The following is a 24,431-nucleotide window of genomic DNA, read 5'->3' on the forward strand; positions in this document are numbered from 1 at the left end:
CCGGAACGGGCGTAGCTTCGCGGCATGGAGAGATGGGCCGTCCTCGCCGTGGCGCTGGGGCTGGCCGCGGCACCCGTCGCGGCGCAAGTGACGCCCGCGCCCTTCGGCACCTCCGACGCGGCGGCGACGGACGAGGCGGGAGAGGACCTCGCCTTCCTCGACGCGGAACAGCGCATGACGGTGCCGGTCGCGATCGCCGGGGCCGGGCCCTATCCCTTCGTGGTCGATACCGGGGCGCAGCGCAGCGTGATCTCGCGCCAGCTGGCGCGGCGGCTGGGCCTGCCCGCGGGGCGGCGGCTGCGTCTGACCGCCATGTCGGGCATCAGCGACGTGGAATCTGTGCTGATCCCGTCGCTTTCCGTCAGTACGCTGGGCGCGGCACGGATCGAGGCGCCCGCGCTGGAAGCGCGCCACCTGGGCGCACCGGGCATGCTGGGCATCGACACATTGCAGGGCCACGCGCTGTCGATCGACTTCGACCGGCAGACGATGACGGTGATCCCGTCGGCGAAGCGCGACCGCCGCGCGCGGCGCAGCGGCGACGAGATCGTGATCCAGGCGCGCAGCCTGTTCGGCCAGCTGGTCGTCACCGACGCGAAGGTGATGGGCAAGCGCGTGCGTGTCGTGCTCGACACCGGCACTTCGGTCAGCGTCGGCAATCTGGCGCTGAAGCGGCTCATCACGCGGCGCACGAAGGGACTGGCGCAGGCCACCTTCACCAGCGTGACGGGCGGCGAGCTGGCCGCGGACTATGTGGTGGTGCCGGCGATGGAGATCGGCAGCGCGGGGATCAACAACCTGCCCATCGCCTTCGCCGACGCCGCGCCGTTCCGCGCCTTCGGCCTGGAGGACCGGCCGGCGATGCTGCTGGGCATGGACGCGCTGAAGCTGTTCCGCCGCGTCAACATCGACTTCGCCAACCGCGAGCTGCGCCTGCTGCTGCCGCGCGACGTGCAGCGCCGCGACCTCTTGAAGACCGGGGTGTAGAGACGACGGATCGTCCCGTGCGCCGGGCTGAACGGAAAGCGCCGCCGGCGCCCCCGTCACATCACTGGTGCGGTCGAGAAGACTCGAACTTCCACGTCCTTTCGGACACAACGACCTCAACGTTGCGCGTCTACCAATTCCGCCACGACCGCACGTGATGTCCACCGGGCGAGGCCGGCGGTTGGCAGGGACGCGCCGGTAGCAAAGCGGATCGCGGCTGGCAACCGGCAAGTCGCCCACGCAACAGCGTCAGCCCGCCGTGTCGCGGTCCTCGCCGACGAAGCTCAGGTCCAGCCGCTTCGAGGTGGCGGGCACGTCCACCTGCGCCGAGTTGAAGTCGATCGCGGCATTGGGCGCCAGCGAGCGCTGCGGCGGCGTGATCGTCCAGCTGAACACGATCTTGCCCTGCGCGTCGCGCAGGTCGGCACGGATGTCGGGGACGCGCTGGCGCTGCGAGGAGGGGTTGGTCACCTGCCCGCTGACGGCGAACAGCTCCGACCCGTTCGCCATCTTGCGCCGCTCGATCGGGTTGTCGACGATGCGCAGCGGCAGCTCCGCCGGGCCGATCGACAGGCCGATCTTCTCCGCCAGCCCCGGCGCCGTCGTCCACAGGATCACCGCCACCGCCGCCAGCATCAGCAGCCCCGCCGCGATCGAGGCGATGGTGCGGATGCGGTTGGTGTTGCGCGTCGGGCGGAAGGGCGCGCGATGCGCGAAGGCGTCGTAGGGGGCTGGATCCGGCTCCTCGATCACCATGGCGGGGTGAGGCGACGGTGACGGCGGGGGCGGAGCAGGGGCGGGGGGAGGAGCTGGGGGCGGAGCGCCCGCAATGGCCTCCTCCGGCGTATCGACCGACGGCGATGTGACCTCGGCGGGCGGCGTCCGCTCCGGCAGGGGGGGCGCATCCTGGTACCAGCTGTGGCGGCAGTTGGCGCAGCGCACGGTCCGCCCCGTGGTGCCGATCGCGCTGTCGGGAACGAGGTAGCGGGCGCGGCATTCCGGGCATTCGAGGATCATGGAAAGACGCGCCCACCCCTGGTTGATTCCGCAAGCTAAACACCGCCCTTGCCGCCGTGGCAAGCGGCCCCATGCGTCAAATATGGCCGCGGCGGCTTGAAGCCACCGTCGCGGGCGTGCCATGGCTGCCGCGGGGGCGCCGGTATCGGAGCGGCACGGGATAAAGAAGCGCGCGCGTGGGCACCATCGTCCAGTTCGAGAACGTCGGCCTGCGCTACGGCCATGGCGACGAGGTGCTGACCGACCTCAGCTTCTCGCTGACAGCGGGCGAGTTCTACTTCCTCACCGGGGCCAGTGGCGCGGGCAAGACGTCGCTGCTGAAGCTGCTGTACCTGGCGCAGCGCCCCAGCCGCGGCGTCATCCGCCTGTTCGGCACCGACGTGGTGACGATGCCGCGCCAGCGGATGCCCGGCTTCCGCCGCCGCATCGGCGTCGTCTACCAGGATTTCCGGCTGGTGCCGCACCTGTCGATCGCCGACAATGTCGCGCTGCCGCTGCGCATCGCCGGCGTGCACGAGGAGGAGGTGCAGGACGCGGTGGCGGAGATGCTGGCGTGGGTGGGCCTGGCGCACCGCGCCGGCGCGCGCCCGCCGACGCTGTCGGGCGGCGAGCAGCAGCGCGTCGCCATCGCGCGCGCGGTGATCGGACGGCCCGAGCTGCTGGTGGCGGACGAGCCCACCGGCAACGTCGACGAGGCCATGGCCGATCGGCTGATGCAGCTGTTCGCCTCGCTCAACGGGCTGGGCACCACCATGGTCATCGCCACGCACGACATGCACGTCATCGCCCGCATCCGCGCTGCGCACCTGCTGCGGATCGAGGGCGGCCGGCTGTCCGACCCCACCGGCGCGCTGCGCTTCCCGCCCCGGCGCGAGCCGGCATGAGCGCGGATCCCACCCGCATCCTGGACGCCGCGCGCGGCGGGCGCGCGATGGCCTGGGTGCTCGCGATCATGCTGTTCCTGACCGTTCTGGCGGCCGCCGCGGGCATCGGCACGGCGCGCGCCGCGGGCGCGCTCGCCTCCTCGCTGGAGGGCCGCGCCACCATCGTCGTGGCCACCGCCGACCCGCTCCGCCGCGACCGCGAGGCCGCGGCGGCGCTGGCGGCGGTGGCGGCACTGCCGGGCGTCGCGCGCGCCGCGCCGGTACCGCGCGCGGAGCTGGCGCGGCTGCTCGGCCCTTGGCTGGGCGCGGAGGCGGGGAACGCCGACCTGCCGATCCCGGCGCTGATCGACGTCGACCTTGCCGACGATGCCGCGGCGGCGCGGGTGGCGGCGGCGGTGCGGCGGGCGGCGCCCGGCGCCAGGATCGACCGCCACGGCGACGCGCTGGCGGGGGTGGCGACGCTGCTGACCAGCCTGACGGTGGTGGCGGCGGCGGTGGTGGCGCTGATGCTGGCCGCCACCTCGGCCGTCGTGCTGCTGTCGGCCCGCGCGGGGCTGGACGCGCATCGCGCCACGATCGACGTCATGCATGGCCTGGGCGCCACCGACGTGCAGGTGGCGCGGCTGTTCCAGCGGCGGCTGGCGCGCGACGCCATCCTGGGCGCGGTGATCGGCGCCTTTCCGGCACTGGCCGTGGTGGCGCTGCTGGGCGCGCAGGTCGGCGGCATGGGCTCGGCGCTGCTGGAGCAGGTGACGCTGGGATCGGCGGGCTGGGTGGCGATCACCGCGCTGCCCTTCGTCTTCGTCGCGCTGGCGGCGTGGGTGGCGCGGCGCGCGATCGTGACCATGCTGGGCGGCACCTTGTGAGCATCATCCCGTGATCGGCCGCTTCGTCGCGCTGGTGCTGCTCGGCTGGGCGCTGGGCTTCGCCGCCTTCATGCTGACGCTGCCGGGGCCGGCGGGCGACGCGCGCACCGACGCCATCGTCGTGCCCACCGGCGCGCCGGGGCGGATCGACCGCGGGCTGGCGCTGCTGGAGGCGGGGCGGGCGCGGCGGATGCTCGTCACCGGCACCGCGCCGGGAGTGCGGCGCGTCGACCTGGCGCGGGTCTACGGCTACGCGGGCACCATCGCCTGCTGCGTCGACCTGGGCGGGGAGGCGGTGGACACGCGCGGCAACGGGGCGGAGACCGCCGCCTGGGCGCGCGACCGCGGCTACCGCAGCATCCGCCTGGTCACGTCCGACTGGCATGCCCGCCGCGCGCGGCTGGAGCTGGCGGAGGCGACCGGGCCGGGCGTCGCCATCCTGGTCGACGGCGTCGCGGGCAAGCCGACGCTGCGCCAGGCGCTGAACGAATATCACAAGCTGCTGCTGCGGCGGATGGTGCTGCTATGGGAGCGGTGGACGTGAACTGGGTGCGCACGATCGTGTTCCGCACGATCTTCTATCTCTTGTCCGTCCCGATCGTGGCGACGGTGCCGGTCAGCGCGCTGTTCGGCCAGCGCGCGGTGATCGCGCATTCGGACAGCTGGTCGCGGCTGCACCGCGTGCTGCTGCGCTGGATCCTGGGCATCACCCCGCGCGTGGAAGGGCAGGTGCCGCGCGGCCAGTATCTGTACGTCGCCAAGCACGAGGCGATGTACGAGACGCTGGAGCTGCAGCTGATCCTCGGCTCCCCCGCCATGGTGCTGAAGCGCGAGCTGATGAAGATCCCCGTCTGGGGGTGGGCGACGACGAAATACGGCGCGCTGGTGGTCGATCGCGACGCCTCGGCCAAGGCGCTGAAGCAGCTGATGCGCGAAGGCCGGGCGATGCGCGAATCGGGCCGTTCGGTGATCGTCTATGCCGAGGGCACGCGCGTGCCGCACGGCGAGCGCCCGCCGCTGCGCTCGGGCTTCGCCGGGCTGTACAAGGCGCTGGACCTGCCGGTGGTGCCGATCGCGCTCGACAGCGGGCGGCTGTTGCCGAAGAAGGGCGCCAAGCGTCCCGGCGTCGTGACGATCCGCATCGGCGAGGCGATCCCCCCCGGCCTGCCCCGCAGGGAGGCGGAGGCGCGGGTGCACGCGGCGATCAACGCGTTGAACTGATTCGTCCGGCTCACGCCGGATGGTGCCGGGAGGCGCGAAGATCAGTCGTGGCGACGGCCGAAATCGGCGGCGGCATCGTCCTGGCCCTGGTCGACGATCGAGCGGCGGATCGCGCGGGTGCGGGTGAAGCGGTCGAACAAGGCGTCGCCGTCGCCGTAGCGGATCGCGCGCTGCAGTTGCGACAGGTCCTCGCTGAAGCGGCCGAGCATCTCCAGCACCGCGTCGCGGTTCGACAGGAACACGTCGCGCCACATCGTCGGATCGGACGCGGCGATGCGGGTGAAGTCGCGGAAGCCGCCGGCGGAGAATTTGATGACCTCCGACTGCGTCACCTGTTCCAGGTCGTCCGCCGTGCCCACGATCGTATAGGCGATCAGGTGGGGCAGGTGGCTGGTGACGGCTAGGACCAGGTCGTGATGGTCGGGATCCATCGTCTCGACGTCGGCGCCCAGCCGTCGCCAGAAGTCGGCCACTCGTGTCGCCGCCACCGGATCGCCGCCCTCCAGCGGGGTGACGATGCACCAGCGGCCGCGGAAGAGCGTGGCGAAGCCCGCCTCCGGCCCGCTCTTCTCGGTGCCCGCGACGGGGTGGGCGGGGACGATCGTCGCGCCGGGCAAGGCGGCGCGCAGCGCGGCGGCGACCGACGCCTTGCAGCTGCCGACGTCACTGACCACCGCGTCGGCGGGCAGGTCCGCCGCCATGTCCGCCGCGACCGCGCCCATCGCGCCGACGGGTACGCACAGCACGACGAGGTCCGCGTCGATCACCGCCGCGCCCGGCGTGTCCGCGACGTCGTCGACGAGGTCGAGCGCGCGCACCGTCTCGCGCACGTCGGCGCTGGCATCATAGCCGGTCAGTCGCACCGTCGGCATCGCCGCCCGCACCGCGCGCGCCAGCGAGGAGCCGATCAGCCCCAGGCCGACGATCGTCACGCGCGCGAACGGCAGCATCAGCCCTGCCCGGCCAGGGCGCGCAGTGCCGCCATGACGCCGCGCGTCTCCTCCTCCGTGCCGATCGTGATGCGCAAACCCTGCGAAAGGCCCTGGCCCGGCAGCCAGCGCACGATGTAGCCCGCCGCCATCAGGCCCTTGTACGCCTCCTCGGCGGTCAGCGCGCCTTCGAAGACGACGAGGACGAAGTTCGCCTCGCTCGGCACCGCGCGCATCCCGGCGTTGCCGAGCTTGCCGATCTCGTCCGCGAACCACGCCCGCCAGCGCGCATTGTGCTCGCGCGTGTGCGCCACGAAGTCCCGGTCGCCCAGCGCGGCGATGGCGGCGCGCTGCCCGCCGATGGTGACGTTGAAGGGCAGGCGGATGCGGTGCATCGCCGCGATCACGTCGGCATGGGCATAGCCCCAGCCGATCCGCTCGCTGGCCAGGCCGTGGATCTTCGAGAAGGTGCGCGTCACCAGCACGTTCGCGGCGGTCTTCGCGAGGTCCAGCCCGCCGTCGTCGTCCGCGGCGTCGAGATATTCGGCATAGGCCTGGTCCAGCACCAGCAGGATGTCGGGCCGCAGCCCGGCGTGCAGCCGTGCGATCTCCTCGCGCGGGGCGAAGGTACCGGTCGGGTTGTTCGGATTGGCGACGTAGACGATGCGCGTGCGGTCGGTGACGCAGGCGAGGATGGCATCGACATCGGTCGCATAGTCGCGGTCGGGCGCCACCACCGGCACCGCGCCGACGCGCCGCGCCGCGATCTCGTACACGGCGAAGCCGTAGCGCACGAAGATCACCTCGTCGCCCTGGCCGGCGAAGGCGCCGGCGGCGAGGTGCAGCACCTCGTCGGACCCGTTGCCCTGGATGACGCGCGCGGCGTCCAGGCCGAAGCGCGCCGCGATCGCTTCGCGCAATTCGGGCGCGCCGGCGTCGGGATAGCGTTCCAGCACCGTCGCCGCCGCGGCATAGGCGGCGCGCGCCGCGGGGCTGGTGCCGAGCGGATTCTCGTTGGACGACAGCTTCACCGCCTTGCCGCCGTCGTCGGTGGTGGACCGACCGGGGACATAGGGGTGGATCGCCATGATCCAGGGCTTGGGCTGCGGAGCGTGGGTCATGGCCGCGCGCTTACGCATTGTGCGGGTCGCAGGGAAGTGGGGCGCAGGCCAGCGGCGAGTTGCTGGCACCCGGCACGCGCGCTAACGCCGCGGGATGATCGACGACCAGCGCTTCGGCCTCGCGCGCCGCGTGACGTTGCCGGGGCCGCTGCGGCTCGACAGCGGGGCCGCCTTCGCGCCGGTCGAGATCGCCTACGAGACCTACGGCACGCTGGCGGCCGACCGCGGCAATGCGGTGCTCGTCTGCCACGCGCTCACCGGGGACCAGCACCTCGCCAGCGCGCACCCGCGCACCGGCAAGCCCGGCTGGTGGACGCGCATGGTGGGGCCGGGACGGCCGATCGACACCGGGCGCGATTTCGTCGTGTGCGCCAACGTGCTGGGCAGCTGCATGGGATCGTCGGGGCCCGCCAGCGTCGATCCCGCGACGGGGCGGCCCTATGCCATGGCGTTCCCGGTCATCACCATCCGCGACATGGTGCGCGCGCAGGCGATGCTGCTGGACCATCTGGGCGTCGGCACCTTGCGCGCGGTGGTCGGCGGATCGATGGGCGGGATGCAGGCGCTCAGCTGGGCCGCGACCTTTCCCGATCGCGTCCGCGCCGCGGTGGTGATCGCCTCCACCGCGCGACACACCGCGCAGAACATCGCCTTCCACGAGGTCGGGCGGCAGGCGGTGATGGCCGATCCCAACTGGCGCGAAGGCGACTATTACGCCGCCTCGGCCCCCGCGGCGGGGCTGGCGGTGGCGCGGATGGCGGCGCACATCACCTATCTGTCCGAAGCGGGGCTGACCGAGAAGTTCGGCCGCCGGTTGCAGGGCCGTGATGCCAAATCGTTCGGCTTCGACGCGGATTTCCAGGTGGAAAGCTACCTGCGCCACCAGGGCATGGCCTTCACCGACCGGTTCGACGCCAACAGCTACCTCTACATCACCCGGGCGATGGACTATTTCGACCTGGCCGAGGAGCATGGCGGGCTGCTGGCCAACGCGTTCCGCGGCACGCGCACGCGCTTCGCGATCGTCAGCTTCGACACCGACTGGCTCTATCCCACCGCCGAGTCGCGCGCGGTGGTGCAGGCGCTCCACGCCGCGGGTGCGCCGGCGAGCTTCGTCGAGCTGTCCAGTCCCTTCGGCCACGACGCCTTCCTGCTCGACGTGCCGGCGCTGGACCGGATCGTGGCGGGGTTCATGGAGGCGGGGCGATGACGATCGAGCTGGACGACGACAAGGCGCGGCTGGACGTGGCGCGGGTGCACGGCTGGCTGGCGGGCAGCTACTGGGCACGCGGCATCGCGCGCGAGCAGCTGCAGCGGCAGATCGCGCACTCCCACTGTATCGGCGCTTATGATGCGGACGGACAGGTCGGCTTCGCCCGCGCGATCACCGACTACGCCTCCTTCGCGTGGATCGACGACGTGTGGGTGGCGGAGGCGGCACGGCGGCAGGGGATCGCGCGTCGCATGGTGCGCTGGTTCTTCGATCATCCCGAGTTCACCGCCGTGCGTCGCTACGCTCTGGTGACTGCCGACGCCCACGGCGTCTACGAGGACATCGGCTTCCACGCGCCGCTGCGGCCGGCGCGCTGGATGGAACGGCTGACGCCCGAGTTCGAGGCGCGCGTGAGAGCCTCGACGTGACGCAGCTGCGACCCGACCTCGCGCTGATCGCCGCCCACGTCGCGCCGGGATCGCGCGTGCTGGACGTGGGCTGTGGCGACGGGGCGCTGATGGCGGCGCTGCGCGACGACCGCGGGTGCGATGCGCGGGGGCTGGAGATCGACGGCGGCAACGTCGCCGCGGCGATGGCGCGCGGGCTGTCGGTGGCGCAGGGTGACGCCGACGTCGACCTCGCCGGCTATCCCGACGCCAGCTTCGACTACGCCATCCTGTCGCAGACGTTGCAGACCGCGCGCGCGCCGCACGTGGTGTTGGACGAGCTGCTGCGGATCGGCCGCCGCGCCTTCGTCAGCTTCCCCAATTTCGCGCACTGGCGCGTGCGGCTGTCGCTGCTGCTGGGCGGGCGGATGCCGGTGACGCGGCTGCTGCCGGAACGTTGGTACGACACGCCGAACATCCACCACGTCACCGTTGACGATTTCCGCGCGCACGTGGCGGAACGCGGCCTGGCGGTGGAGCGGGCGTGGTTCCTGCGCGGCGACCGGCAGACCGGCGGAGGCGCCGCGAACCTGCTGGCCGAGCACGCCGTGTTCCTGCTGGCGCGGAACCATCATCACTAATTGGTGTTAGCCCGTTCCATAACGGATTCACGAGCCCCATGAGCAAGACCGCACTCATCGTCGAGGACGAGATCTTCGTCGCGCTGGACCTGGAGCGCATCCTGACGGATGCGGGCTACCAGGTCGTGGCGATCGCGGCCGACAGCGACACCGCGCTGGAGGCGGCGCCCGGCTGCGCGGTCGCCTTCGTCGACGTGAACCTGCGCGACGGCGCCACGGGGCCGCAGATCGCGCAGCGCATCGCACGCGACCACGGCGTGAAGGTGGTGTTCGTCACCGCCAACCCGGGGCAGATCGGCCATGTGCGCGACGCCCTGGGCTATATCAGGAAACCGTTCAGCGAGGCGGCGATCCTGGCGGCGGCGGCGGTCGCCACCGACGGGGCGGAGGCGGGCGACGTCGAGTTCGTCAGGCTGGCCGCGAACGACTGAACGCCGCGACCGGCGTCTCGCACACCAGGGTCAGCCCCGCGGGATCCCAGCGCCGCTCCACCGTGCCGCCCAGCTGGCGCACCGCGCTCATCTCCACCAGCTGCGTGCCGAAACCGGTGCGGTCGTGCGCCCCGGACACCGGCGGCCCGCCGCGCTCCTGCCAGGTGAGCGTCACCACGTCGCCGTGCGGCGCGACCGTCAGCGCCACGTGGCCGCCATCCGCCGACAGCGCGCCGTACTTGCTCGCGTTGGTCGCCAGCTCGTGGAACAGCAGCGCCAGCGGGGTGGCGGCGCGATCGTCGATCGGCACGTCGGGACCGGACACGGTGATCCGTTCCCCCGGCGTGGACTGATATGGCGCGAACAGCTCCTCCAGCAGGCCGTGCAGGCTGTCCTGCCGCGCGTGCGGGCGGGAGTTGGGGCTGTGGGGACGGACGAAATCGTGCGCGCGGCCCAGCGCCATGATGCGCTGGCGCAGGTCGGTGGCGATGGGCGCGAAGGGGGGATGCGAGCGCGCGGCGAACTGGATCAGTCCGGCCACCACGGAGAAGATGTTCTTGATGCGGTGCGACAGCTCCTGGCTGATGACCTCGCGCTCCTCCATCGCCAGCTTCTGCTCGTGGATATCGGTGCAGGTGCCGAACCAGCGCGTGATCCGCCCCGCCGCGTCGCGCATCGGCAGCGCGCGTCCCAGCACCCAGCGGTACGTGCCGTCGGCGTGGCGCAGGCGATACTCGATCTCATAGGGTGCGCCCGTCTCCAGGCTGCGCCGCCACACCGTCCAGGCGCGGTCCTGGTCGTCGGCGTGGAACATGCCGGCCCAGCCCTCCCCATCGGTGGAACCCGCCGGAACGCCGGTGAACTCGTACCAGCGCGCGTTGTAATAGTCATGGTAGCCGTCGGGCAGCGTCGACCACACCATCTGCGGCATGGAATCGGCGAGCACGCGGAAGCGCGCCTCGCTGTCGTGCGCCGCGCGCCGCGCATCGTGTTCCGCCGCGCGCCGCGCCGCGCCCTCGCGCGAGTCGCGCAGTCGCGCCATCACGTTGGCGGCCAGCACCTCCAGCCCCTGGCGCTGGAGCGCCGTCAGGCCCGCGCGCGGCGCCGTGTCGATGACGCACAGCGCGCCCAGCGGAATGCCGTCGTCGGAGACGAGCGGCGCGCCGGCGTAGAAGCGGACGTGCGTCTCGCCCAGCACCAGCGGATTGTCGGCGAAGCGCGGGTCCTGCGTCGCATCCGGCACGACGGTGATGTCGTGCTCCATCATGGCGTGCGCGCAGAAGCTGTCGCAGCGCGCCGTATCCTCGCGCGGAAAGTTGGTGCGCGCGAGGAAGGACTGGCGCGTCTCCTCCACCAGCGAGATCAGCGCGGTGGGCGCCTCGCACAGGGCGGCGGCGAAGTCGGTCATCTGGCGCAGCGCGGCCGAATCGCGCAGCGCATCCAGTTCGTAGGCGTCGATCGTCGCGCGGCGGCGCGCGGCCGTCGCCTCGGCTCGCGCCTCTGTCCGTGCCTCTGTCCGTGCCTCTGTCCGTGCCGCTGGGGGCGCGCCGTCCGCCACCTAGAAGGGCACGTCGTCGTCGAGATCGTCGGCGAAGCCGCCGCCGTAGCCGCCACCGCCGCGGTTGCCGCCACCGGACGCTCCGCCGCGGCCACCGCCGCCGCCGCCCCCGCTGCCGCCGCCGCCGAAATCGCCGCCGCCGCCACCCCAGTCGTCACGGCCGCCCCCGCCCCCGCCGCCGGCACCGCCGCCACCACCGGGCGCGCCGTCCAGCATCGTCAGGACCGAGTTGAAGCCCTGCAGCACGATCTCCGTCGAATATTTGTCGTTGCCCTGCTGGTCCTGCCACTTCCGCGTCTGCAGCTGGCCCTCGATATAGACCTTGGACCCCTTGCGCAGGTACCGCTCGGCCACGTTGGCCAGCCCTTCGTTGAAGATCGCGACCGAATGCCACTCGGTCTTCTCCTTGCGCTCTCCGCTGTTGCGGTCCTTCCAGCTCTCCGACGTGGCGATGCGCAGGTTCACCACCTTGCCGCCGTTCTGGAAGGAGCGCGATTCGGGGTCGCGACCCAGGTTGCCGACGAGTATGACCTTGTTGACGCTGCCTGCCATCTTCCAGCCTCTAGAGCCCCGCGGCGACCGCGAGCCAGTAAGTGATACCGGCCATCACGTACGCGGTGGCGAACAGATAGCCAACCATGAACAGCGGCCATCTCCACCCGTTCGTCTCCCGCCGGGTAACCGCGATGGTACTGATGCATTGCGGGGCGAAGACGAACCACATCAGGAAGGCGAGCGCGGTGGGCAGCGTCCAGCGGCGTTGCAGGTTCTCCACGATCGTGCGCTCGCCCTGTTCCGGATCGTCGACGGCGTAGACGGTGCCGATCGCCGCCACCGCCACCTCGCGCGCGGCCATGGCGGGGATCAGCGCCAGCGCGATGTCGCGGTTGAACCCGATCGGCGCCACGACCACCTCGATCCCGCCGGCGATCCGGCCGGCGACTGAGTGGTCGACCTGGCTCTGCCCCGCGGGCGCGCGCGGGAAGCTGAGCAGCAGCCACAGCACCACCGTCGTCAGCGCGATGATCGTACCCGCCCGTTTCAGGAAGATCTCCGTGCGCGACCAGAGGCCCAGGCCGACATCGCGCAGCCGCGGCATCTGGTACTTCGGCATCTCCATCATGAAGCCCGACGATTCGCCCTTCGTCACCGTGCGCCGCAGCGCCAGCGCGGCGACGAAGGCGCCGGCGATACCCATCAGATAAAGGCCGAGCAGCACCAGCCCCTGCAAGCCCACGCCGGGCAGCACCTGCCGCGCCGGAATGAAGGCGCCGATGATGATCGTATAGACCGGCAGCCGTGCCGAGCAGGTCATCAGCGGCGCGATCAGGATCGTGGTCAGCCGGTCCTTCTCGTCGTCGATCGTGCGCGTCGCCATGATGCCGGGCACCGCGCAGGCGAAGGAGGAGAGCAACGGGATGAAGGCGCGTCCCGACAGGCCCACGCCCGCCATCATCCGGTCCATCAGGAAGGCGGCGCGGACCATGTAGCCCGACGCCTCAAGCACCAGGATGAAGAGGAACAGGATCAGGATCTGCGGCAGGAAGACGATGACCGCGCCCACGCCGGCGATGACGCCGTCGGTGATGGCCGAGCGCAGGATCGAATCGGGCATCACGGCGCGAACGCCATCGTCGATCCAGGCGATGCCGCCCTCGATCCAGCCAATCGGCGCCTCCGACCAGCTGAACACCGCCTGGAACATGACGAACAGCAGCGCGACCAGCAGCACCGGGCCGAACACCGGGTGCAGCGCCACCGCGTCCAGCGCGTGGTTCCAGCGGCGCACCGGCGTCTCGCTGACGGTCGCGGCGGCGGAGATCTGCCGCGCGCGCCGCTGCAAGGTGACGATATCGTCCTCGATGCTGCCGTCGGAGGTCGTCAGCCGCCGCACCTTCTCGCCCGTGACGGTACGGGTCAGCCGCTCGCGCAGTTCATCCAGCCCGCGACGGCGCACCGCCACGGTGGCGACGACCGGCACGCCCAGCTCGCGCTCCAGCGCGGCGGGATCGAGCACCAGGCCGTCGCGCTCCGCCAGGTCGACCATGTTGAGCGCCACAACCACGGGCAGGCCGAGCGCGATCAGCTGAAGCGCGAAGCGCAGGTGGTTGTCGAGATTGGAGGCGTCCACCACGACGACCAGCGCGTCGGGCAGCCGCTCCCCCGCCTGCGCCCCCGTCACCACGTCGCGCGTGACGCGCTCATCGGGCGAGGAGGGATCGAGGCTGTAGGCGCCGGGCAGGTCGACCAGCTCCACCGGGCGCCCGTCGTCCAGCGCGATGCGGCCGGAATGGCGCTCCACGGTGACGCCGGGATAGTTGCCCACCTTCTGCCGGGCGCCGGTCAGCGCGTTGAACAGCGCGCTCTTGCCGGCGTTGGGATTGCCGACCATCGCGACCAGCGGGGGCAGTTCCACGATTACTCGGCGGGTTCGGGCAGGGCGGAAGATTGCGGATCGAGCGAGACGGCGATCGCGACGGCGACCGCGCGGCGCAGCGCCACCGTCATGCGGCCGACCCGGCACGCGATCGGCCCGCCGCCCAGGCGAGCGCGGTGCAGCACCTCTACCGCGACCCCGCGGTCGAAGCCGAGTTCGCGCAGCCGACGCGCTTCCGGCGTGGCGAGCCGCGCCCAGTCGATCGCCTCGACCGTCGCGCGCCGGTGGCGGGGCAGGGTGCCCAGGTGAAGCGGGGAAGTCACGCCGCTCTCTGTAGAGAGGTTGCGAGCGATTATCAATAACGGATCAGACGACGGGATAGCGCAGCCGGCCGACGAAGCGCGTCAGGCTCGGCCGGTGGCGGGTGCGCGCGATCGCCCCGGCCTTGGCCTTCTCGATCCGCATGACGTCGTCGATGCGACGGCCCAGGAAGGCGCGGGTCTCCGCCTGTCCCTCGCTGTCGTCGTCGAGGAACACCGTGATCGTCGTTCCGTACACGCCCAGCAGCATCGCCCGCTTCGTGTAGTGGTTGTAGTCGGTCGCCGTGTCGCCGGCGAGCCGCCACATCGCGTCGACGCTGCGCCATCCGAGCCGGGCGGCGCGCGGCAGGTTCTGCGGCTGGGCGAGCACGGCCAGCGCGCGGCGCAGCGCCTCGCGGTCGGGTGCCAGCACCGCCAGCCGTGCCTCCACCAGCGCGGCGATGCGGGCGCGGATCTTCAGCGCGGCGAGCCGGTCGGGCGGGCAGGCCGCGGCCATCGCGCGGTCGACGTGCGCGAACCAGGCGTCGATCATCGCCACCGCTCCGCCCTCAAAGGCGAGTGCGGCAACGTCGCGGTCGATCCCCTCCGCCTCCGCCGCCATGTCGCGCGCGGCGTCGCCCCAGCCGTCGAACGCGGCATTGGCGGCGATGGCGGGCGCCAGCGCGGCGCGGATCTCGTCCAGGGTCAGGTCGGCAGGGTCGGTCATCGCGCCGTTCTAGCAGGATCGGGATCGCGACGCACCAGCACCAGCGCCGCCGCCACCATCGCCACGCCGACGAGATCCGCCGCCGCCAGCCGCTCGCCGAACACCGACCAGCCGATCGCGGCGGCCACCACCGGCTGGATCAGCAGCGCGAGCCCGATCACCAGCGGCGACAGCTTGCCCAGCGCGTAGATCATGCATCCCTGGCCGATCACCTGGCTGGCCAGCGCCAGCGCGACCAGCGGGGTCCAGTCGCCCGGCACGATCCGCTCGCCCAGCCACCACGCGAACAGCAGCAGCGGCGCCAGCCCGGCGGCGGATGACAGCGCCAGCGCGGGCAGCGGTGCGGTGGCGCGGCGTACGTCCGCCATCAGCGCGAAGTAGACCGCGTACAACACGCCCGCCAGCAGGCAGAGGAGGTCGCCCACCAGATGCCCGGGGTCGAGCTGGTACGACCGCCCCAACAGCAGTCCCGCCCCCGCCGCCGCCAGCGCCAGCGCGGCGCCCTGCGTCCGCGACGGCCAGCGCCGCGCGACGAGGAAGCCGTAGAGCGGGAAGATGAACGTCGCCGAATTGCCGAACAGCGTGGCGTTGGCGAGCGTGGTGCCCAGGATGCCGACGTGCCAGGCGCCGAGATCGCCGGCGAAGGCGACGCCCGCCGCGGCGAGCAGCCACCACGTCCGCGCGGGCAGCGCGGGCATCGTCCGCCCGCGCGTTGCCGCCACGGCCAGCAGCGCGATCAGCGGCACCGCCAGCGCCAGCCGCCAGAACGCCGCCGCCACCGGTCCCACGTCCGACAGCCGCACGAACAGCGGGCCGAAGGCGAGCGCGACGTTCGCGACCAGCAGCGCGGCGAGCGCGAGCGGCGGCGCGCTTGCGGGGCGCGAAGATTTCCTATCGGCGGCAGCGGCGTGCATGCCGCCCCGTAGCGTCCTATGTCCGCCGCGTCACATCTTCCGCCGCATCCCAATCACTGGAGGTCCGATGCCCAGTCTGTTCGATCCGATCACGATCGGCGCGATCGAAGCGCCCAACCGCATCTTCATGGCACCGCTGACGCGCACCCGCGCCACGCCGGCGCACGTGCCGACCGACCTGATGATCGAATACTACCGCCAGCGCGCGGGCGCCGGCCTCATCATTTCCGAGGCGACCGGGATCAGCCGGCAGGGCCTGGGATGGCCGAGCGCGCCCGGCCTGTGGACCGACGAGCAGGTGGAGGCGTGGAAGCCGGTGACCGAGGCGGTGCATACCGCCGGCGGCCGCATCGTCGCGCAATTGTGGCACATGGGCCGGCTGGCGCGTCCCGACGTCACGGGCTTGCAGTCGCTGTCGTCCTCCGCGACGCGCGCGCCCTATCACGATCCGGACAAGAACCCCTACGACACCGCGCGTCCGGCGACGCTGGACGACATCCGCCAGACGCTGGACGATTACGCCGCCGCCTCGCGCAACGCGATCCGCGCCGGGTTCGACGGGGTGCAGGTGCACGGCGCCAATGGTTATCTGATCGACCAGTTCCTGCGCGACGGCACCAACCTGCGCGACGACGATTACGGCGGCTCGCCGGAGAACCGCATCCGCCTGATGCGCGAGGCGGTGGAGCGCGTGATCGCCGAGGTGGGCGCGGACCGCACCTCGATCCGCCTGTCGCCCAACGGCGAGACGCAAGGGGCGGACGACAGCGACCCCGCGTCGGTCTTCATTCCCGCGGCGAAGGTGCTGAACGACCTGGGCATCGCCTTCCTGGAACTGCGCGAGCAGGCACCCGACGGCACCTTCGGCAAGACCGACGTGCCCAAGCTGAGCCCGCAGATCCGCCAGGTGTTCAAGGGCCCGCTGGTGCTGAACCAGGACTATTCGAAGGAGGCGGGGCAGGCCGACCTCGATTCGGGCGTGGCGGATGCCATCGCCTGGGGCCGGCTCTTCATCGCCAATCCGGACCTTCCCGAGCGCTTCCGTCGCGACGCGGCGCTGAACCCACCCAATCCGAAGACCTTCTACGCACCGGGACCGGAGGGATACACCGACTATCCCGCGCTCGACGGCCTGGAAGCGGCGCGGGTGTAACGCGACCGCCGTTCGTGCTGAGCGAAGTCGAAGCACATGCGCCGGCTGGAGCCTGTGCCCTTCGACGTCGCTCAGGGCGAACGGGATCTAGGACATCGGCACCAGCTTCAGCGGCAGGCCGTCCTTGGGCCGCGGGATCGGGAAGATCGCCCAGTCGGCGCCCGATCCCTCGTCCAGCTCGATGCGATAGCGGCGCAGCACGTGCGCGATCAGCAGGCGGATCTGCATGGTGGCGAAGTGCAGCCCGATGCACATGTGCGCGCCGCCGCCGAACGGCACCCAGGCGAAGCGATGGCGGCCCCTCGCGTTCTCCGGCGCGAACCGCATGGGATCGAACCGGTCGGGATCGGGCCAGTGTTCGGCCATGTGGTGCGTGTAGGCGACGTTGACGCCGACGAACGTGCCCGCCGGGATGTCGTACCCGCCAAAGGAGAAGTCGCGCATCGCCCGCCGCGGGATCGACGGCACCGGCGGCATCACGCGCAGCGCCTCCTTGAAGGCATATTCGGTCAGCACCAGCCGGTCGAGGTCGTCGTAGCCGACATGGTCGTCGTTGCGGCCGAGCGACAGCACCTCGGCGCGCAGCCGCTCCTGCCACTCGGCGTGGCGGCCGAGCAGCATGACGAGGCTGGTCGCCGACGACGTGATCGTGTCGTGCGCCGCCATCATCAGGAAGTTCATGTGGTCGATGATGGCGTCGTCGGACAGCGGCTGCCCCGCCTCGTCGGTGGCGCGGCAGAATTGCGAGAAGAAGTCGTGGCCGGTCCCGGTCCGGCGCGCAGGGATCTCGCGCCGGAAATAATCGACCAGATAGGCGCGCGCCTCCACGCCCCTGCGCATCATCGTGCCCGGCAGCGGCGAGCGAACAACCGCGACCGAGGCGCGCACCTCGTCGGTGAAGGCCTGGTTGATGCGGTCCGCCTCCTCGCCCAGCGGCACGCCCAGGAAGCTCTCCGCGGCGAGGTCCAGGCTCAGCTTCTTGATCGCGTCGTAGAAGCGGATCGGGCGGTTCTCCCACCCCGCCACCGCGGCGGCGATGCCGCGGTCCAGTTCCGCGGCATAATGGCGCATCGGCTCGGGCTTGAAGGCGACGGACAGCGCCTTGCGGTCCTGACGGTGCTTCTCAAAGTCCATCAGCATCAGGCCGCGCGGGAACAGCAGGTTCAGCACCGGGCCCCAGCCCTGCTCGCTGCTGAAGTTCTTGTCCTTGTCGAACAGCACCAGCTCGTTGGCGTCCGCGCCCAGCAGCACGACCGAGTCGCCGCCGAAGGAGTTGCTGCGATAGACCGGGCCGTAGCGCGCCACCATCTTGCGCTGGAACGCCAGCGGGTCCTTCAGCACCTCGAACGTGTTGCCGACCACCGGCCAGCCGCGCTGCCCCGGGATATGGCCGAGGGACCGGCGCGGGTTGAGCGGCAGCCAGTGCGGATTGGCCTCGATCGTGTGCGCGTGGGGCATGGCGGCGCTCTCTCCCGGTATCTTATTGACATCGGTATAAGTAAGCGCGGCGCAGGAAGCTAGCCCCGCGGTCGGCTGTGGACCAGCATCACCCCAATCGCTGCGCCAGCTCCAGCATCGCGAGCGCCGCCTTCGCCGCGCCGCCGCCCTTGTCGAGCTGCGCGGGATCGGCGCGGGCGATCGCCTGCGCCTCGTTCTCGGTCGTCAGGATGCCGTTGCCGATCGCCACGCCGTCCATCGTCAGCGCCATGATGCCGCGCGCGCTCTCGTTCGCGACGATCTCGAAATGATAGGTCTCGCCGCGGATGACCACGCCGATCGCGACATAGGCGTCGTACCGTCCGCTCTCCACCGCCAGCGCGATCGCGCCGGGCACCTCCAGCGCGCCGGGGACGGTGACGACATCGACGTCATGCCCCGCCAGCGCCGCGCGCGCGCCGGCGACGAGCATGTCGTTGAGGTGGTCGTAGAAGCGGGCTTCGACGATGAGGATGCGGGCCATGTTGATCTCCTGAGGACCACCGACCTTCGTTCGCCTGAGCGAAGTCGAAGGGTACGCGCCCGTTACCGGGCATGGGCTTCGACTACGCTCAGCCCGAAAGGATGTTGATGAGGCGGAGCGATCAATCCACCGCGCGCTCGCTGACGATCGACAGGCCGTAGCCGTCGAGACCCACCAGCGTGTGGTGCGTGTTGGTCAGCAGCACCATGTCGTGGACGCCCAGTTCCGCGAGGATCATCGCGCCGACGCCATAGTCGCGCAGTTCCTCCATCTCGACCTCCACCGGCTGCCCCGCCTTGCGCTTCACCGCGGTGGTGAAGGCATCGGCGCGCTGGCGATTGATGACGACGACGACGCCCGCGCCTTCTTCCGCGATCAGCTCCATCGATCGCGACAGCATCCGGCTGCGCTCGCCGTCCTCGCCGAAGATGTCGGCGAAGGGGGACAGCGCGTGCATCCGCACCAGCGTCGGCCGCGACGGATCGACGCGGCCCTTCACCAGCGCGATCTGCTCCGTTCCCGTCGCCTTGTTGCGATAGGCGCGCACGGTCCAGTCGCCGCCCCAGCGGCTGGTGAACGGCGCCTCGCTGACCAGCTGCACCAGATGGTCGTGGCGGCGGCGATAGGCGATGAGGTCGCGGATCGTGCCGATCTTGAGGCTGTGCAACTGCGCGAAGGAGACGAGGTCGTCGAGCCGCGCCATCGTCCCGTCCTCGTTCATGATCTCGCAGATCACGCCCGAGGGATTGAGCCCGGCGAGTCGCGACACGTCCACCGCTGCCTCGGTGTGGCCCGCGCGCACCAGCACGCCGCCGTCGCGCGCCACCAGCGGGAAGACGTGACCGGGCGTGACGATGTCCGCGCGCCCCTTGGTGGCGTCGATCGCCACCGCCACGGTGCGCGCGCGGTCCGCCGCGGAGATGCCGGTCGTCACGCCCTCCCGCGCCTCGATCGAGACGGTGAAGGCGGTCTCGTGCCGGGTGCCGTTGTTGCGGCTCATCAGCTCGAGGCCGAGCGTGTCGACGCGATCCTTCGTCATCGCCAGGCAGATGAGGCCGCGGCCGTGGCGCGCCATGAAGTTGATCTTCTCCGGCGTGGCCATCTGCGCGGGGATGACGAGGTCTCCCTCGTTCTCGCGATCCTCGTCGTCGACCAGGATGAACATCCGCCCGTTGCGCGCCTCGTCGATGATCTCCTCGGGCGAGGAGAGATAGCCGTGGCGCAGGCGCGCCAGCTCTGCGGACTTAACGGCCACGATAATGCTCCATGCGTTGGAGGTAGCGGGCGAGAACGTCGATCTCGACGTTCACCGCCTGCCCTTGCGACAGGTCGCCCAGCGTGGTGACCGACTGCGTGTGCGGGATCAGGTTGATCGTGAACGCCGTGCCCCCGTCGTCGTCGCGCACGTCGTTGACGGTCAGCGACACGCCGTCGATCGTCACCGACCCCTTGGGCGCGAGGAAGGGGGCGAGATCGCTGCTGACGCGGAAGGCGATACGTCGCGAATCGCCGTCGGCGCGCACCTCCGTCACCTCGGCCACGCCGTCGACGTGCCCGGTGACGATATGCCCGCCCAGCTCGTCGCCCAGCTTCATCGCGCGTTCCAGGTTCAGGCGGCGACCGTCGGTCCACTGGCCCTGCGCGGTGCGTGCCTGCGTCTCGCCCGACACGTCCACGGCGAACCAGCCCGCCCCCTTGTCCACCACGGTCAGGCAGACGCCCGAGCAGGCGATGGACGCCCCCATCTCCACGCCGGCGGTGTCGTAGGCGGTGTCGATGACGACGCGCAGGTCCCCGCGCGGCTCCACGGCGCGGATGGCGCCGACGTCGGTGACGATCCCGGTAAACATCACCCGCGCTCGTACACCTCGACCCGGTCCGCGCCAAGCGCGGCCGAATCGACCAGCCGCCAGCGCCCGTGCGCGTCGGCAAGATCGGCGAGGCCGATGTCGGGGAGCGTCCGCCCGCCGCCCACGATGACGGGAGCGCGATAGAGGAGGAGGCGGTCGACGAGATCGGCGGCGAGGAAGGCAGCCGCCGCCTTCGCGCCGCCCTCGACGAGGAGGTGGTCGCCGGGAAGGGTGGCGATGTCGTGGGGCGACGCGATCGCGAGCCACTCACCCTCACCCTTCCGCGGCGCAGCCGGGTGGGAAGGGTGAGGGCGAGTAGAGAGCAACACCCGCACCGGCGAGCGCGCCTCCAACCCCGACAGCCGCACGTCCAGAGACGGCGAATCGGCCTCGCCCGTCCCCCGTCCGACCAGGATCGTCTCGTGCCGGCTGCGCTCCAGATGCGCATGCGCGCGCGCCTCCGCCCCGGTCAGCCATTGCGAGCGGCCGTCCGCCAACGCCACCGCCCCGTCGAGCGACAGCGCCAGCTTCAACGTCACGTGCGGACGCCCGAGCCGACGTCGCGTCAGGAACCCGGCCATGCTGCGCGCCGCCTCCGCCGCGCGGACGCCGACCGTGGTGGCGATCCCCGCCGCCTCCAGCCGCGCCATCCCGATGCCGTTGGTGCGCGGGTCGACGTCGCGCTGCGCCGCGACCACGCGCGCGACGCCGGCGGCCACCAGCAGGTCGGCACAGGCGGGGCCGCGCTCGCTGCAATGCGCGCACGGCTCCAGCGTGACATAGGCAGTTGCGCCGGGCGACTTCTCGCCGGCCTGGCCCAGCGCCATCGCCTCGGCATGGGGACGGCCGCCCGGCCGGGTCCCACCGCGCCCGACCACGATGCCGTCGCGCACGATCACGCAGCCGACGCTGGGATTGGGGGCGGTGCGCCCGCGCCCGCGCTCCGCCAGCGCCAGCGCCGCGCCCATCCAGCGCGAGTCGCTCTCGTCGGTCAGAGGCCCATCCGCGTCAGCTGGTCGTCCAGCTTCTTGAACTGCGCCTGCGTTGCCGCCTGCCGCTTCTTCAGCTCGGCCAGGTCCTTGTCCTTCTGCACCTGGTCGACCTTCTGCTGCGCGACGATCTGCGCGTCGGTACGGTCCAGCTTCCACTGCTGCACGTAGATGATGTCGGGCTTGTACGCCTTCACCGCGTGCGAATCCTTCACGAAGGCGTAGATGAAGAACATCGTGATCGCGATCGCGGCGCCGAGGAACCAGAATTCCTGCGGCCCGCGCCCGACCATGAAGTCGCGCAGGTCGCGATAGGCACGCAGCGGGTTCATGCGGGAGAAGAAGCCGGTCATGACGTCTAGATAGGCGTTCGCGCGGCGGCATTCGAGTCCAGCCGTGCCAGTGCCCTCGCCCGGCCGATCAGCGGCAACAGCGCCGCCATGTCGGGCCCGTGGTCGCGCCCGGTCAGGGCGCGCCGCAGCGGGAGGAACAGCGCCTTGCCCTTGCGTCCGGTCTCCGCCTTCAGCCGGTCGGTCAGCGCGTGCCAGGGATCGTGCGCCCAGTCGATCGCGCGCGCCGTCGCGGCGGCCCGGGCGAGGTACTCGCGCTCTTCGCCGTCCGGCACCACCTCGCCCGCGATGACGGCCCACCAGTCCGCCGCCTCCGCCACGGTCGACAGGTTCGGGCGCACCGCCTCCCACGCGGCGGCGTCCATGCCCGCGGGCAGGCGATCCGCCACCGTCTCGAACGGCAGCTGGTGAACGATGCGCGCGTTGACCTGTGCCAGTTCCTGCGGATCGAAGCGGGCGGGCGCGCGGCCGAAGCGGGCGAGGTCGAACGCCTCGATCAGCGGGGCCGGCTCGGCGCTGGGCACCACCGGGTCGCTGGTGCCCAGCCGCGCCAGCAGCGAGACGAGGGCGGCGGGCTCGATCCCCTGGCCACGCAGCTCGGCCACGCCGATCGAGCCCTGGCGCTTCGACAACTTGCCCTCCGCGCCGGTCAGCAGCGCCTCATGCGCGAAGTCGGGGGCGCGGGCGCCGAGCGCGGCGAACATCTGCAGCTGCACCGCGGTGTTCGTCACATGGTCCTCGCCGCGCACGACGTGCGTGACCCCCATGTCCACGTCGTCGATGACGGAGGGGAGCAGGTACAGCCACGACCCATCGGCGCGACGCACCACGGGATCGCTCATCGCGCGCGGATCGAACGCCTGCGGCCCGCGGATCCGGTCCTCCCATGCCAGCGGCGTGTCGTCGTCGAGCCGGAAGCGCCAGTGCGGGCGCACCCCGTCCGCCTCCAGCCGCGCGCGGTCCGCGTCGCTCAGCGCCAGCGCGGCGCGATCGTAGATCGGCGGCAGCCCGCGCCCCAGCAGCACCTTGCGCCGGAGGTCCAGCTCCTGCTGCGTCTCATAGGCGGGGTAGAGCCGGCCGGCGTCGCGCAGCCGCGCGAACACTGCCTCGTAGCGGTCGGACCGTGCGGACTGCCGCTCCTCCCCGTCGCGGTCGAACCCGAGCCAGTCGAGGTCCGCGCGGATCGCGTCCACGAACCGCTCCTCGCTGCGCGCCGCGTCGGTATCGTCGATGCGGAGCAGGAAGCGCCCGCCGCGCTGGCGCGCCAGCATCCAGTTGTGCAGCGCGGCGCGCACGTTGCCGACGTGGAGCAGCCCGGTGGGCGAGGGGGCGAAGCGGGTGACGACCGTCATGACGAGCGGCTTAGGGCCCGGGGCTTCCGCTCGCCACCCTTTCGGTTCTAAGGCGGCGCGCGAAAGGGCCCGTTCCATGAAACTGATGACCGGCAATTCCAACCTGCCGCTGGCAAGAGCGATCTCCGACTATCTGGAGACGCCGCTGACGGAGGCGCTGGTGCGCCGCTTCGCCGACGAGGAGATCTTCGTCGAGATCATGGAGAACGTGCGCGGCGAGGACGTCTTCCTGATCCAGTCGACCAGCTACCCGGTCAACGACAATCTGATGGAGCTGCTGATCTGCATCGACGCGCTGAAGCGCGCGTCCGCGCGGCGGATCACCGCGGTGGTGCCTTATTTCGGCTATGCGCGGCAGGACCGCAAACCCGGGCCGCGCACGCCGATCTCGGCGAAGCTGGTCGCCGACCTCATCACCACCGCCGGCGCGGATCGCGTCCTGTCCGTCGATCTCCACGCCGGGCAGATCCAGGGATTCTTCGATATTCCCACCGACAATCTGTTCGGTGCGCCGGTGATGTCGGCGGACATCCGTGCGCGGTTCGGCACGCAGAACCTGACGGTGGTGTCGCCCGACGTCGGCGGCGTGGTGCGCGCCCGCGCGCTGTCGAAGCGGCTCGACAACGCCCCCCTCGCCATCGTCGACAAGCGGCGCGAGCGCGCCGGCGAATCGGAGGTGATGAACATCATCGGCGAGGTGGAAGGCCGCTTCTGCATCCTGATCGACGACATCGTCGACTCGGCCGGCACCCTGTGCAACGCCGCCGCGGCACTGCGCGAGGCGGGGGCGCAGGACGTCGTCGCCTATGTCAGCCACGGCGTGCTGTCCGGCGGCGCGGTGGCACGGGTGGAGGGATCGGTGCTGCGCGAACTGGTCGTCACCGATTCGATCGAGAACGCCGAGGCGACCGGCGGCGCGAAGAAGCTGCGCCACCTGACCATCGCGCCGCTGCTGGCGGAAGCGATCCGGCGCATCGCGGACGAGACGAGCGTGTCGTCGCTGTTCGATTGACGGGCGAAACGCTGCGGCTGTGCTCCGGCTTCGCCCAGTACGAACGGACGTGGAACCTGCCGCCGACCTCCGTTCGGCCCGATCGCAACCGTCGTTATGCCCGGGCACGACCTTCATTCGGCCTGAGCCCAACCTCCGTTCGGCCTGAGCCCAACCTCCGTTCGGTCTGAGCCCAACCTCCGTTCGGCCTGAGC

27 protein-coding genes and 1 tRNA gene are annotated in these 24,431 nt (G+C 71.4%); 11 read left to right on the forward strand and 17 right to left on the reverse strand.

Features of this window, described 5'->3' with window-relative positions; genetic code table 11:
• Positions 1–24: 24 nt before the first annotated feature.
• Positions 25–987: a retroviral-like aspartic protease family protein gene (locus HBH26_RS03300; RefSeq protein WP_168133181.1), complete on the forward strand. Its 963-nt coding sequence runs from the start codon at positions 25–27 to the stop codon at positions 985–987.
• Positions 988–1,052: 65 nt separating this feature from the next.
• Here the strand turns inward: HBH26_RS03300 and HBH26_RS03305 are convergent.
• Positions 1,053–1,139, reverse strand: a tRNA-Leu gene (locus tag HBH26_RS03305).
• Between the two features lie 97 nt (positions 1,140–1,236).
• Positions 1,237–2,004: a zinc-ribbon domain-containing protein gene (locus HBH26_RS03310; RefSeq protein ID WP_168133182.1), complete on the reverse strand. Its 768-nt coding sequence runs from the start codon at positions 2,002–2,004 to the stop codon at positions 1,237–1,239.
• 176 nt (positions 2,005–2,180) lie between these two features.
• Here HBH26_RS03310 and ftsE point away from each other — a divergent pair, with 176 nt between their 5' ends.
• From ftsE to HBH26_RS03330, 4 genes are read left to right on the forward strand one after another with little or no spacing between them, the layout of a single operon-like run.
• On the forward strand, positions 2,181–2,888 hold the full coding sequence (gene ftsE / locus HBH26_RS03315) for a cell division ATP-binding protein FtsE (RefSeq protein ID WP_168133183.1): 708 nt from the start codon (positions 2,181–2,183) through the stop codon (positions 2,886–2,888).
• The gene (locus HBH26_RS03320; protein WP_168133184.1) at positions 2,885–3,754 is read left to right on the forward strand and encodes a cell division protein FtsX; all 870 of its coding nucleotides are present in this window, start codon (positions 2,885–2,887) and stop codon (positions 3,752–3,754) included. Before ftsE ends, HBH26_RS03320 begins: the two co-directional genes overlap by 4 nt.
• Before the next feature lie 10 nt (positions 3,755–3,764).
• A complete protein-coding gene (locus HBH26_RS03325) occupies positions 3,765–4,298 on the forward strand; it encodes a YdcF family protein (protein WP_338057222.1) in 534 nt (177 codons plus the stop codon).
• Positions 4,280–4,975: a lysophospholipid acyltransferase family protein gene (locus HBH26_RS03330; protein ID WP_209308304.1), complete on the forward strand. Its 696-nt coding sequence runs from the start codon at positions 4,280–4,282 to the stop codon at positions 4,973–4,975. The genes HBH26_RS03325 and HBH26_RS03330 overlap by 19 nt, the downstream gene beginning before the upstream one ends.
• A gap of 41 nt (positions 4,976–5,016) precedes the next feature.
• Here the strand turns inward: HBH26_RS03330 and HBH26_RS03335 are convergent, their stop codons facing one another.
• The gene (locus HBH26_RS03335; protein WP_168133185.1) at positions 5,017–5,925 is read right to left on the reverse strand and encodes a prephenate/arogenate dehydrogenase family protein; all 909 of its coding nucleotides are present in this window, start codon (positions 5,923–5,925) and stop codon (positions 5,017–5,019) included.
• Positions 5,925–7,025: a histidinol-phosphate transaminase gene (gene hisC, locus HBH26_RS03340; RefSeq protein WP_168133186.1), complete on the reverse strand. Its 1,101-nt coding sequence runs from the start codon at positions 7,023–7,025 to the stop codon at positions 5,925–5,927. Before hisC ends, HBH26_RS03335 begins: the two co-directional genes overlap by 1 nt.
• A gap of 94 nt (positions 7,026–7,119) precedes the next feature.
• Between hisC and metX the strand changes: the two genes are divergently transcribed.
• The 4 genes from metX to HBH26_RS03360 are packed head-to-tail and all read left to right on the forward strand — an operon-like array spanning position 7,120 to position 9,696.
• Positions 7,120–8,235, forward strand: coding sequence for a homoserine O-acetyltransferase MetX (metX, locus tag HBH26_RS03345; protein WP_168133187.1), 1,116 nt, complete (start codon positions 7,120–7,122; stop codon positions 8,233–8,235).
• Positions 8,232–8,666 carry a GNAT family N-acetyltransferase gene (locus HBH26_RS03350; RefSeq protein ID WP_168133188.1) on the forward strand — a complete coding sequence of 145 codons (435 nt, stop codon included), beginning with the start codon at positions 8,232–8,234 and terminating at the stop codon, positions 8,664–8,666. Before metX ends, HBH26_RS03350 begins: the two co-directional genes overlap by 4 nt.
• A complete protein-coding gene (gene metW / locus HBH26_RS03355; protein WP_168133189.1) occupies positions 8,663–9,265 on the forward strand; it encodes a methionine biosynthesis protein MetW in 603 nt (200 codons plus the stop codon). The genes HBH26_RS03350 and metW overlap by 4 nt, the downstream gene beginning before the upstream one ends.
• Positions 9,266–9,303: 38 nt before the next feature.
• Complete coding sequence (locus HBH26_RS03360) at positions 9,304–9,696, forward strand: response regulator (RefSeq protein WP_168133190.1); 393 nt, start codon at positions 9,304–9,306, stop codon at positions 9,694–9,696.
• Here the strand turns inward: HBH26_RS03360 and HBH26_RS03365 are convergent.
• From HBH26_RS03365 to HBH26_RS03390, 6 genes are all read right to left on the reverse strand, one after another.
• Entirely contained in the window at positions 9,674–11,104 is a 1,431-nt protein-coding gene (locus HBH26_RS03365) for a sensor histidine kinase (protein WP_168133488.1), read from the reverse strand. The genes HBH26_RS03360 and HBH26_RS03365 overlap by 23 nt on opposite strands.
• Positions 11,105–11,254: 150 nt before the next feature.
• Complete coding sequence (gene ssb, locus HBH26_RS03370; protein WP_168133191.1) at positions 11,255–11,806, reverse strand: single-stranded DNA-binding protein; 552 nt, start codon at positions 11,804–11,806, stop codon at positions 11,255–11,257.
• A 10-nt stretch (positions 11,807–11,816) separates the two neighbouring features.
• On the reverse strand, positions 11,817–13,670 hold the full coding sequence (gene feoB / locus HBH26_RS03375; protein ID WP_338057224.1) for a ferrous iron transporter B: 1,854 nt from the start codon (positions 13,668–13,670) through the stop codon (positions 11,817–11,819).
• Positions 13,671–13,672: 2 nt separating this feature from the next.
• On the reverse strand, positions 13,673–13,954 hold the full coding sequence (locus tag HBH26_RS03380; RefSeq protein WP_168133192.1) for a FeoA domain-containing protein: 282 nt from the start codon (positions 13,952–13,954) through the stop codon (positions 13,673–13,675).
• Between the two features lie 43 nt (positions 13,955–13,997).
• A complete protein-coding gene (locus HBH26_RS03385) occupies positions 13,998–14,657 on the reverse strand; it encodes a COQ9 family protein (RefSeq protein WP_168133193.1) in 660 nt (219 codons plus the stop codon).
• Positions 14,654–15,571 (reverse strand): DMT family transporter, encoded by a 918-nt coding sequence (locus tag HBH26_RS03390; protein ID WP_168133194.1) that lies wholly within the window; start codon positions 15,569–15,571, stop codon positions 14,654–14,656. Before HBH26_RS03390 ends, HBH26_RS03385 begins: the two co-directional genes overlap by 4 nt.
• Positions 15,572–15,638: 67 nt before the next feature.
• On the opposite strand from HBH26_RS03390, the gene HBH26_RS03395 reads away from it, so the two are divergent.
• On the forward strand, positions 15,639–16,724 hold the full coding sequence (locus HBH26_RS03395) for an alkene reductase (protein ID WP_168133195.1): 1,086 nt from the start codon (positions 15,639–15,641) through the stop codon (positions 16,722–16,724).
• A gap of 87 nt (positions 16,725–16,811) precedes the next feature.
• Here HBH26_RS03395 and HBH26_RS03400 read toward each other — a convergent pair whose 3' ends face one another.
• The 7 genes from HBH26_RS03400 to HBH26_RS03430 form a co-directional block, all read right to left on the reverse strand.
• Positions 16,812–18,182: a cytochrome P450 gene (locus tag HBH26_RS03400; protein ID WP_168133196.1), complete on the reverse strand. Its 1,371-nt coding sequence runs from the start codon at positions 18,180–18,182 to the stop codon at positions 16,812–16,814.
• A gap of 88 nt (positions 18,183–18,270) precedes the next feature.
• On the reverse strand, positions 18,271–18,684 hold the full coding sequence (gene ribH, locus HBH26_RS03405) for a 6,7-dimethyl-8-ribityllumazine synthase (protein WP_168133197.1): 414 nt from the start codon (positions 18,682–18,684) through the stop codon (positions 18,271–18,273).
• Between the two features lie 121 nt (positions 18,685–18,805).
• Positions 18,806–19,939, reverse strand: a complete 1,134-nt coding sequence (ribB, locus tag HBH26_RS03410; RefSeq protein WP_168133198.1) for a 3,4-dihydroxy-2-butanone-4-phosphate synthase — start codon at positions 19,937–19,939, stop codon at positions 18,806–18,808.
• Positions 19,929–20,534: a riboflavin synthase gene (locus HBH26_RS03415; RefSeq protein ID WP_168133199.1), complete on the reverse strand. Its 606-nt coding sequence runs from the start codon at positions 20,532–20,534 to the stop codon at positions 19,929–19,931. The genes ribB and HBH26_RS03415 overlap by 11 nt, the downstream gene beginning before the upstream one ends.
• Positions 20,534–21,529 (reverse strand): bifunctional diaminohydroxyphosphoribosylaminopyrimidine deaminase/5-amino-6-(5-phosphoribosylamino)uracil reductase RibD, encoded by a 996-nt coding sequence (gene ribD, locus HBH26_RS03420; protein WP_275402936.1) that lies wholly within the window; start codon positions 21,527–21,529, stop codon positions 20,534–20,536. Before ribD ends, HBH26_RS03415 begins: the two co-directional genes overlap by 1 nt.
• Complete coding sequence (locus HBH26_RS03425) at positions 21,526–21,876, reverse strand: hypothetical protein (RefSeq protein WP_168133201.1); 351 nt, start codon at positions 21,874–21,876, stop codon at positions 21,526–21,528. Before HBH26_RS03425 ends, ribD begins: the two co-directional genes overlap by 4 nt.
• Before the next feature lie 5 nt (positions 21,877–21,881).
• Entirely contained in the window at positions 21,882–23,225 is a 1,344-nt protein-coding gene (locus HBH26_RS03430) for a glutamate--tRNA ligase (protein ID WP_168133202.1), read from the reverse strand.
• Positions 23,226–23,301: 76 nt separating this feature from the next.
• On the opposite strand from HBH26_RS03430, the gene HBH26_RS03435 reads away from it, so the two are divergent.
• Entirely contained in the window at positions 23,302–24,237 is a 936-nt protein-coding gene (locus HBH26_RS03435; RefSeq protein ID WP_168133203.1) for a ribose-phosphate pyrophosphokinase, read from the forward strand.
• Positions 24,238–24,431 lie beyond the last annotated feature (194 nt).

Source organism: Sphingomonas corticis (genome assembly GCF_012035195.1).
GTDB classification, from domain to species: domain Bacteria; phylum Pseudomonadota; class Alphaproteobacteria; order Sphingomonadales; family Sphingomonadaceae; genus Sphingomonas; species Sphingomonas corticis.

Excerpts from the sequence above, each read along its gene's own strand:
- HBH26_RS03300 (WP_168133181.1), top strand. The coding sequence starts at position 25 with ATGGAGAGATGGGCCGTCCTCGCCGTGGCGCTGGGGCTGGCCGCGGCA.
- HBH26_RS03310 (WP_168133182.1), bottom strand. The coding sequence starts at position 2,004 with ATGATCCTCGAATGCCCGGAATGCCGCGCCCGCTACCTCGTTCCCGAC.
- HBH26_RS03320 (WP_168133184.1), top strand. The coding sequence starts at position 2,885 with ATGAGCGCGGATCCCACCCGCATCCTGGACGCCGCGCGCGGCGGGCGC.
- HBH26_RS03330 (WP_209308304.1), top strand. The coding sequence starts at position 4,280 with ATGGGAGCGGTGGACGTGAACTGGGTGCGCACGATCGTGTTCCGCACG.
- HBH26_RS03335 (WP_168133185.1), bottom strand. The coding sequence starts at position 5,925 with ATGCTGCCGTTCGCGCGCGTGACGATCGTCGGCCTGGGGCTGATCGGC.
- hisC (WP_168133186.1), bottom strand. The coding sequence starts at position 7,025 with ATGACCCACGCTCCGCAGCCCAAGCCCTGGATCATGGCGATCCACCCC.
- metX (WP_168133187.1), top strand. The coding sequence starts at position 7,120 with ATGATCGACGACCAGCGCTTCGGCCTCGCGCGCCGCGTGACGTTGCCG.
- HBH26_RS03350 (WP_168133188.1), top strand. The coding sequence starts at position 8,232 with ATGACGATCGAGCTGGACGACGACAAGGCGCGGCTGGACGTGGCGCGG.
- HBH26_RS03360 (WP_168133190.1), top strand. The coding sequence starts at position 9,304 with ATGAGCAAGACCGCACTCATCGTCGAGGACGAGATCTTCGTCGCGCTG.
- HBH26_RS03365 (WP_168133488.1), bottom strand. The coding sequence starts at position 11,104 with ATGACCGACTTCGCCGCCGCCCTGTGCGAGGCGCCCACCGCGCTGATC.
- ssb (WP_168133191.1), bottom strand. The coding sequence starts at position 11,806 with ATGGCAGGCAGCGTCAACAAGGTCATACTCGTCGGCAACCTGGGTCGC.
- HBH26_RS03385 (WP_168133193.1), bottom strand. The coding sequence starts at position 14,657 with ATGACCGACCCTGCCGACCTGACCCTGGACGAGATCCGCGCCGCGCTG.
- HBH26_RS03390 (WP_168133194.1), bottom strand. The coding sequence starts at position 15,571 with ATGCACGCCGCTGCCGCCGATAGGAAATCTTCGCGCCCCGCAAGCGCG.
- HBH26_RS03395 (WP_168133195.1), top strand. The coding sequence starts at position 15,639 with ATGCCCAGTCTGTTCGATCCGATCACGATCGGCGCGATCGAAGCGCCC.
- HBH26_RS03400 (WP_168133196.1), bottom strand. The coding sequence starts at position 18,182 with ATGCCCCACGCGCACACGATCGAGGCCAATCCGCACTGGCTGCCGCTC.
- ribH (WP_168133197.1), bottom strand. The coding sequence starts at position 18,684 with ATGGCCCGCATCCTCATCGTCGAAGCCCGCTTCTACGACCACCTCAAC.
- HBH26_RS03415 (WP_168133199.1), bottom strand. The coding sequence starts at position 20,534 with ATGTTTACCGGGATCGTCACCGACGTCGGCGCCATCCGCGCCGTGGAG.
- HBH26_RS03425 (WP_168133201.1), bottom strand. The coding sequence starts at position 21,876 with ATGACCGGCTTCTTCTCCCGCATGAACCCGCTGCGTGCCTATCGCGAC.
- HBH26_RS03430 (WP_168133202.1), bottom strand. The coding sequence starts at position 23,225 with ATGACGGTCGTCACCCGCTTCGCCCCCTCGCCCACCGGGCTGCTCCAC.
- HBH26_RS03435 (WP_168133203.1), top strand. The coding sequence starts at position 23,302 with ATGAAACTGATGACCGGCAATTCCAACCTGCCGCTGGCAAGAGCGATC.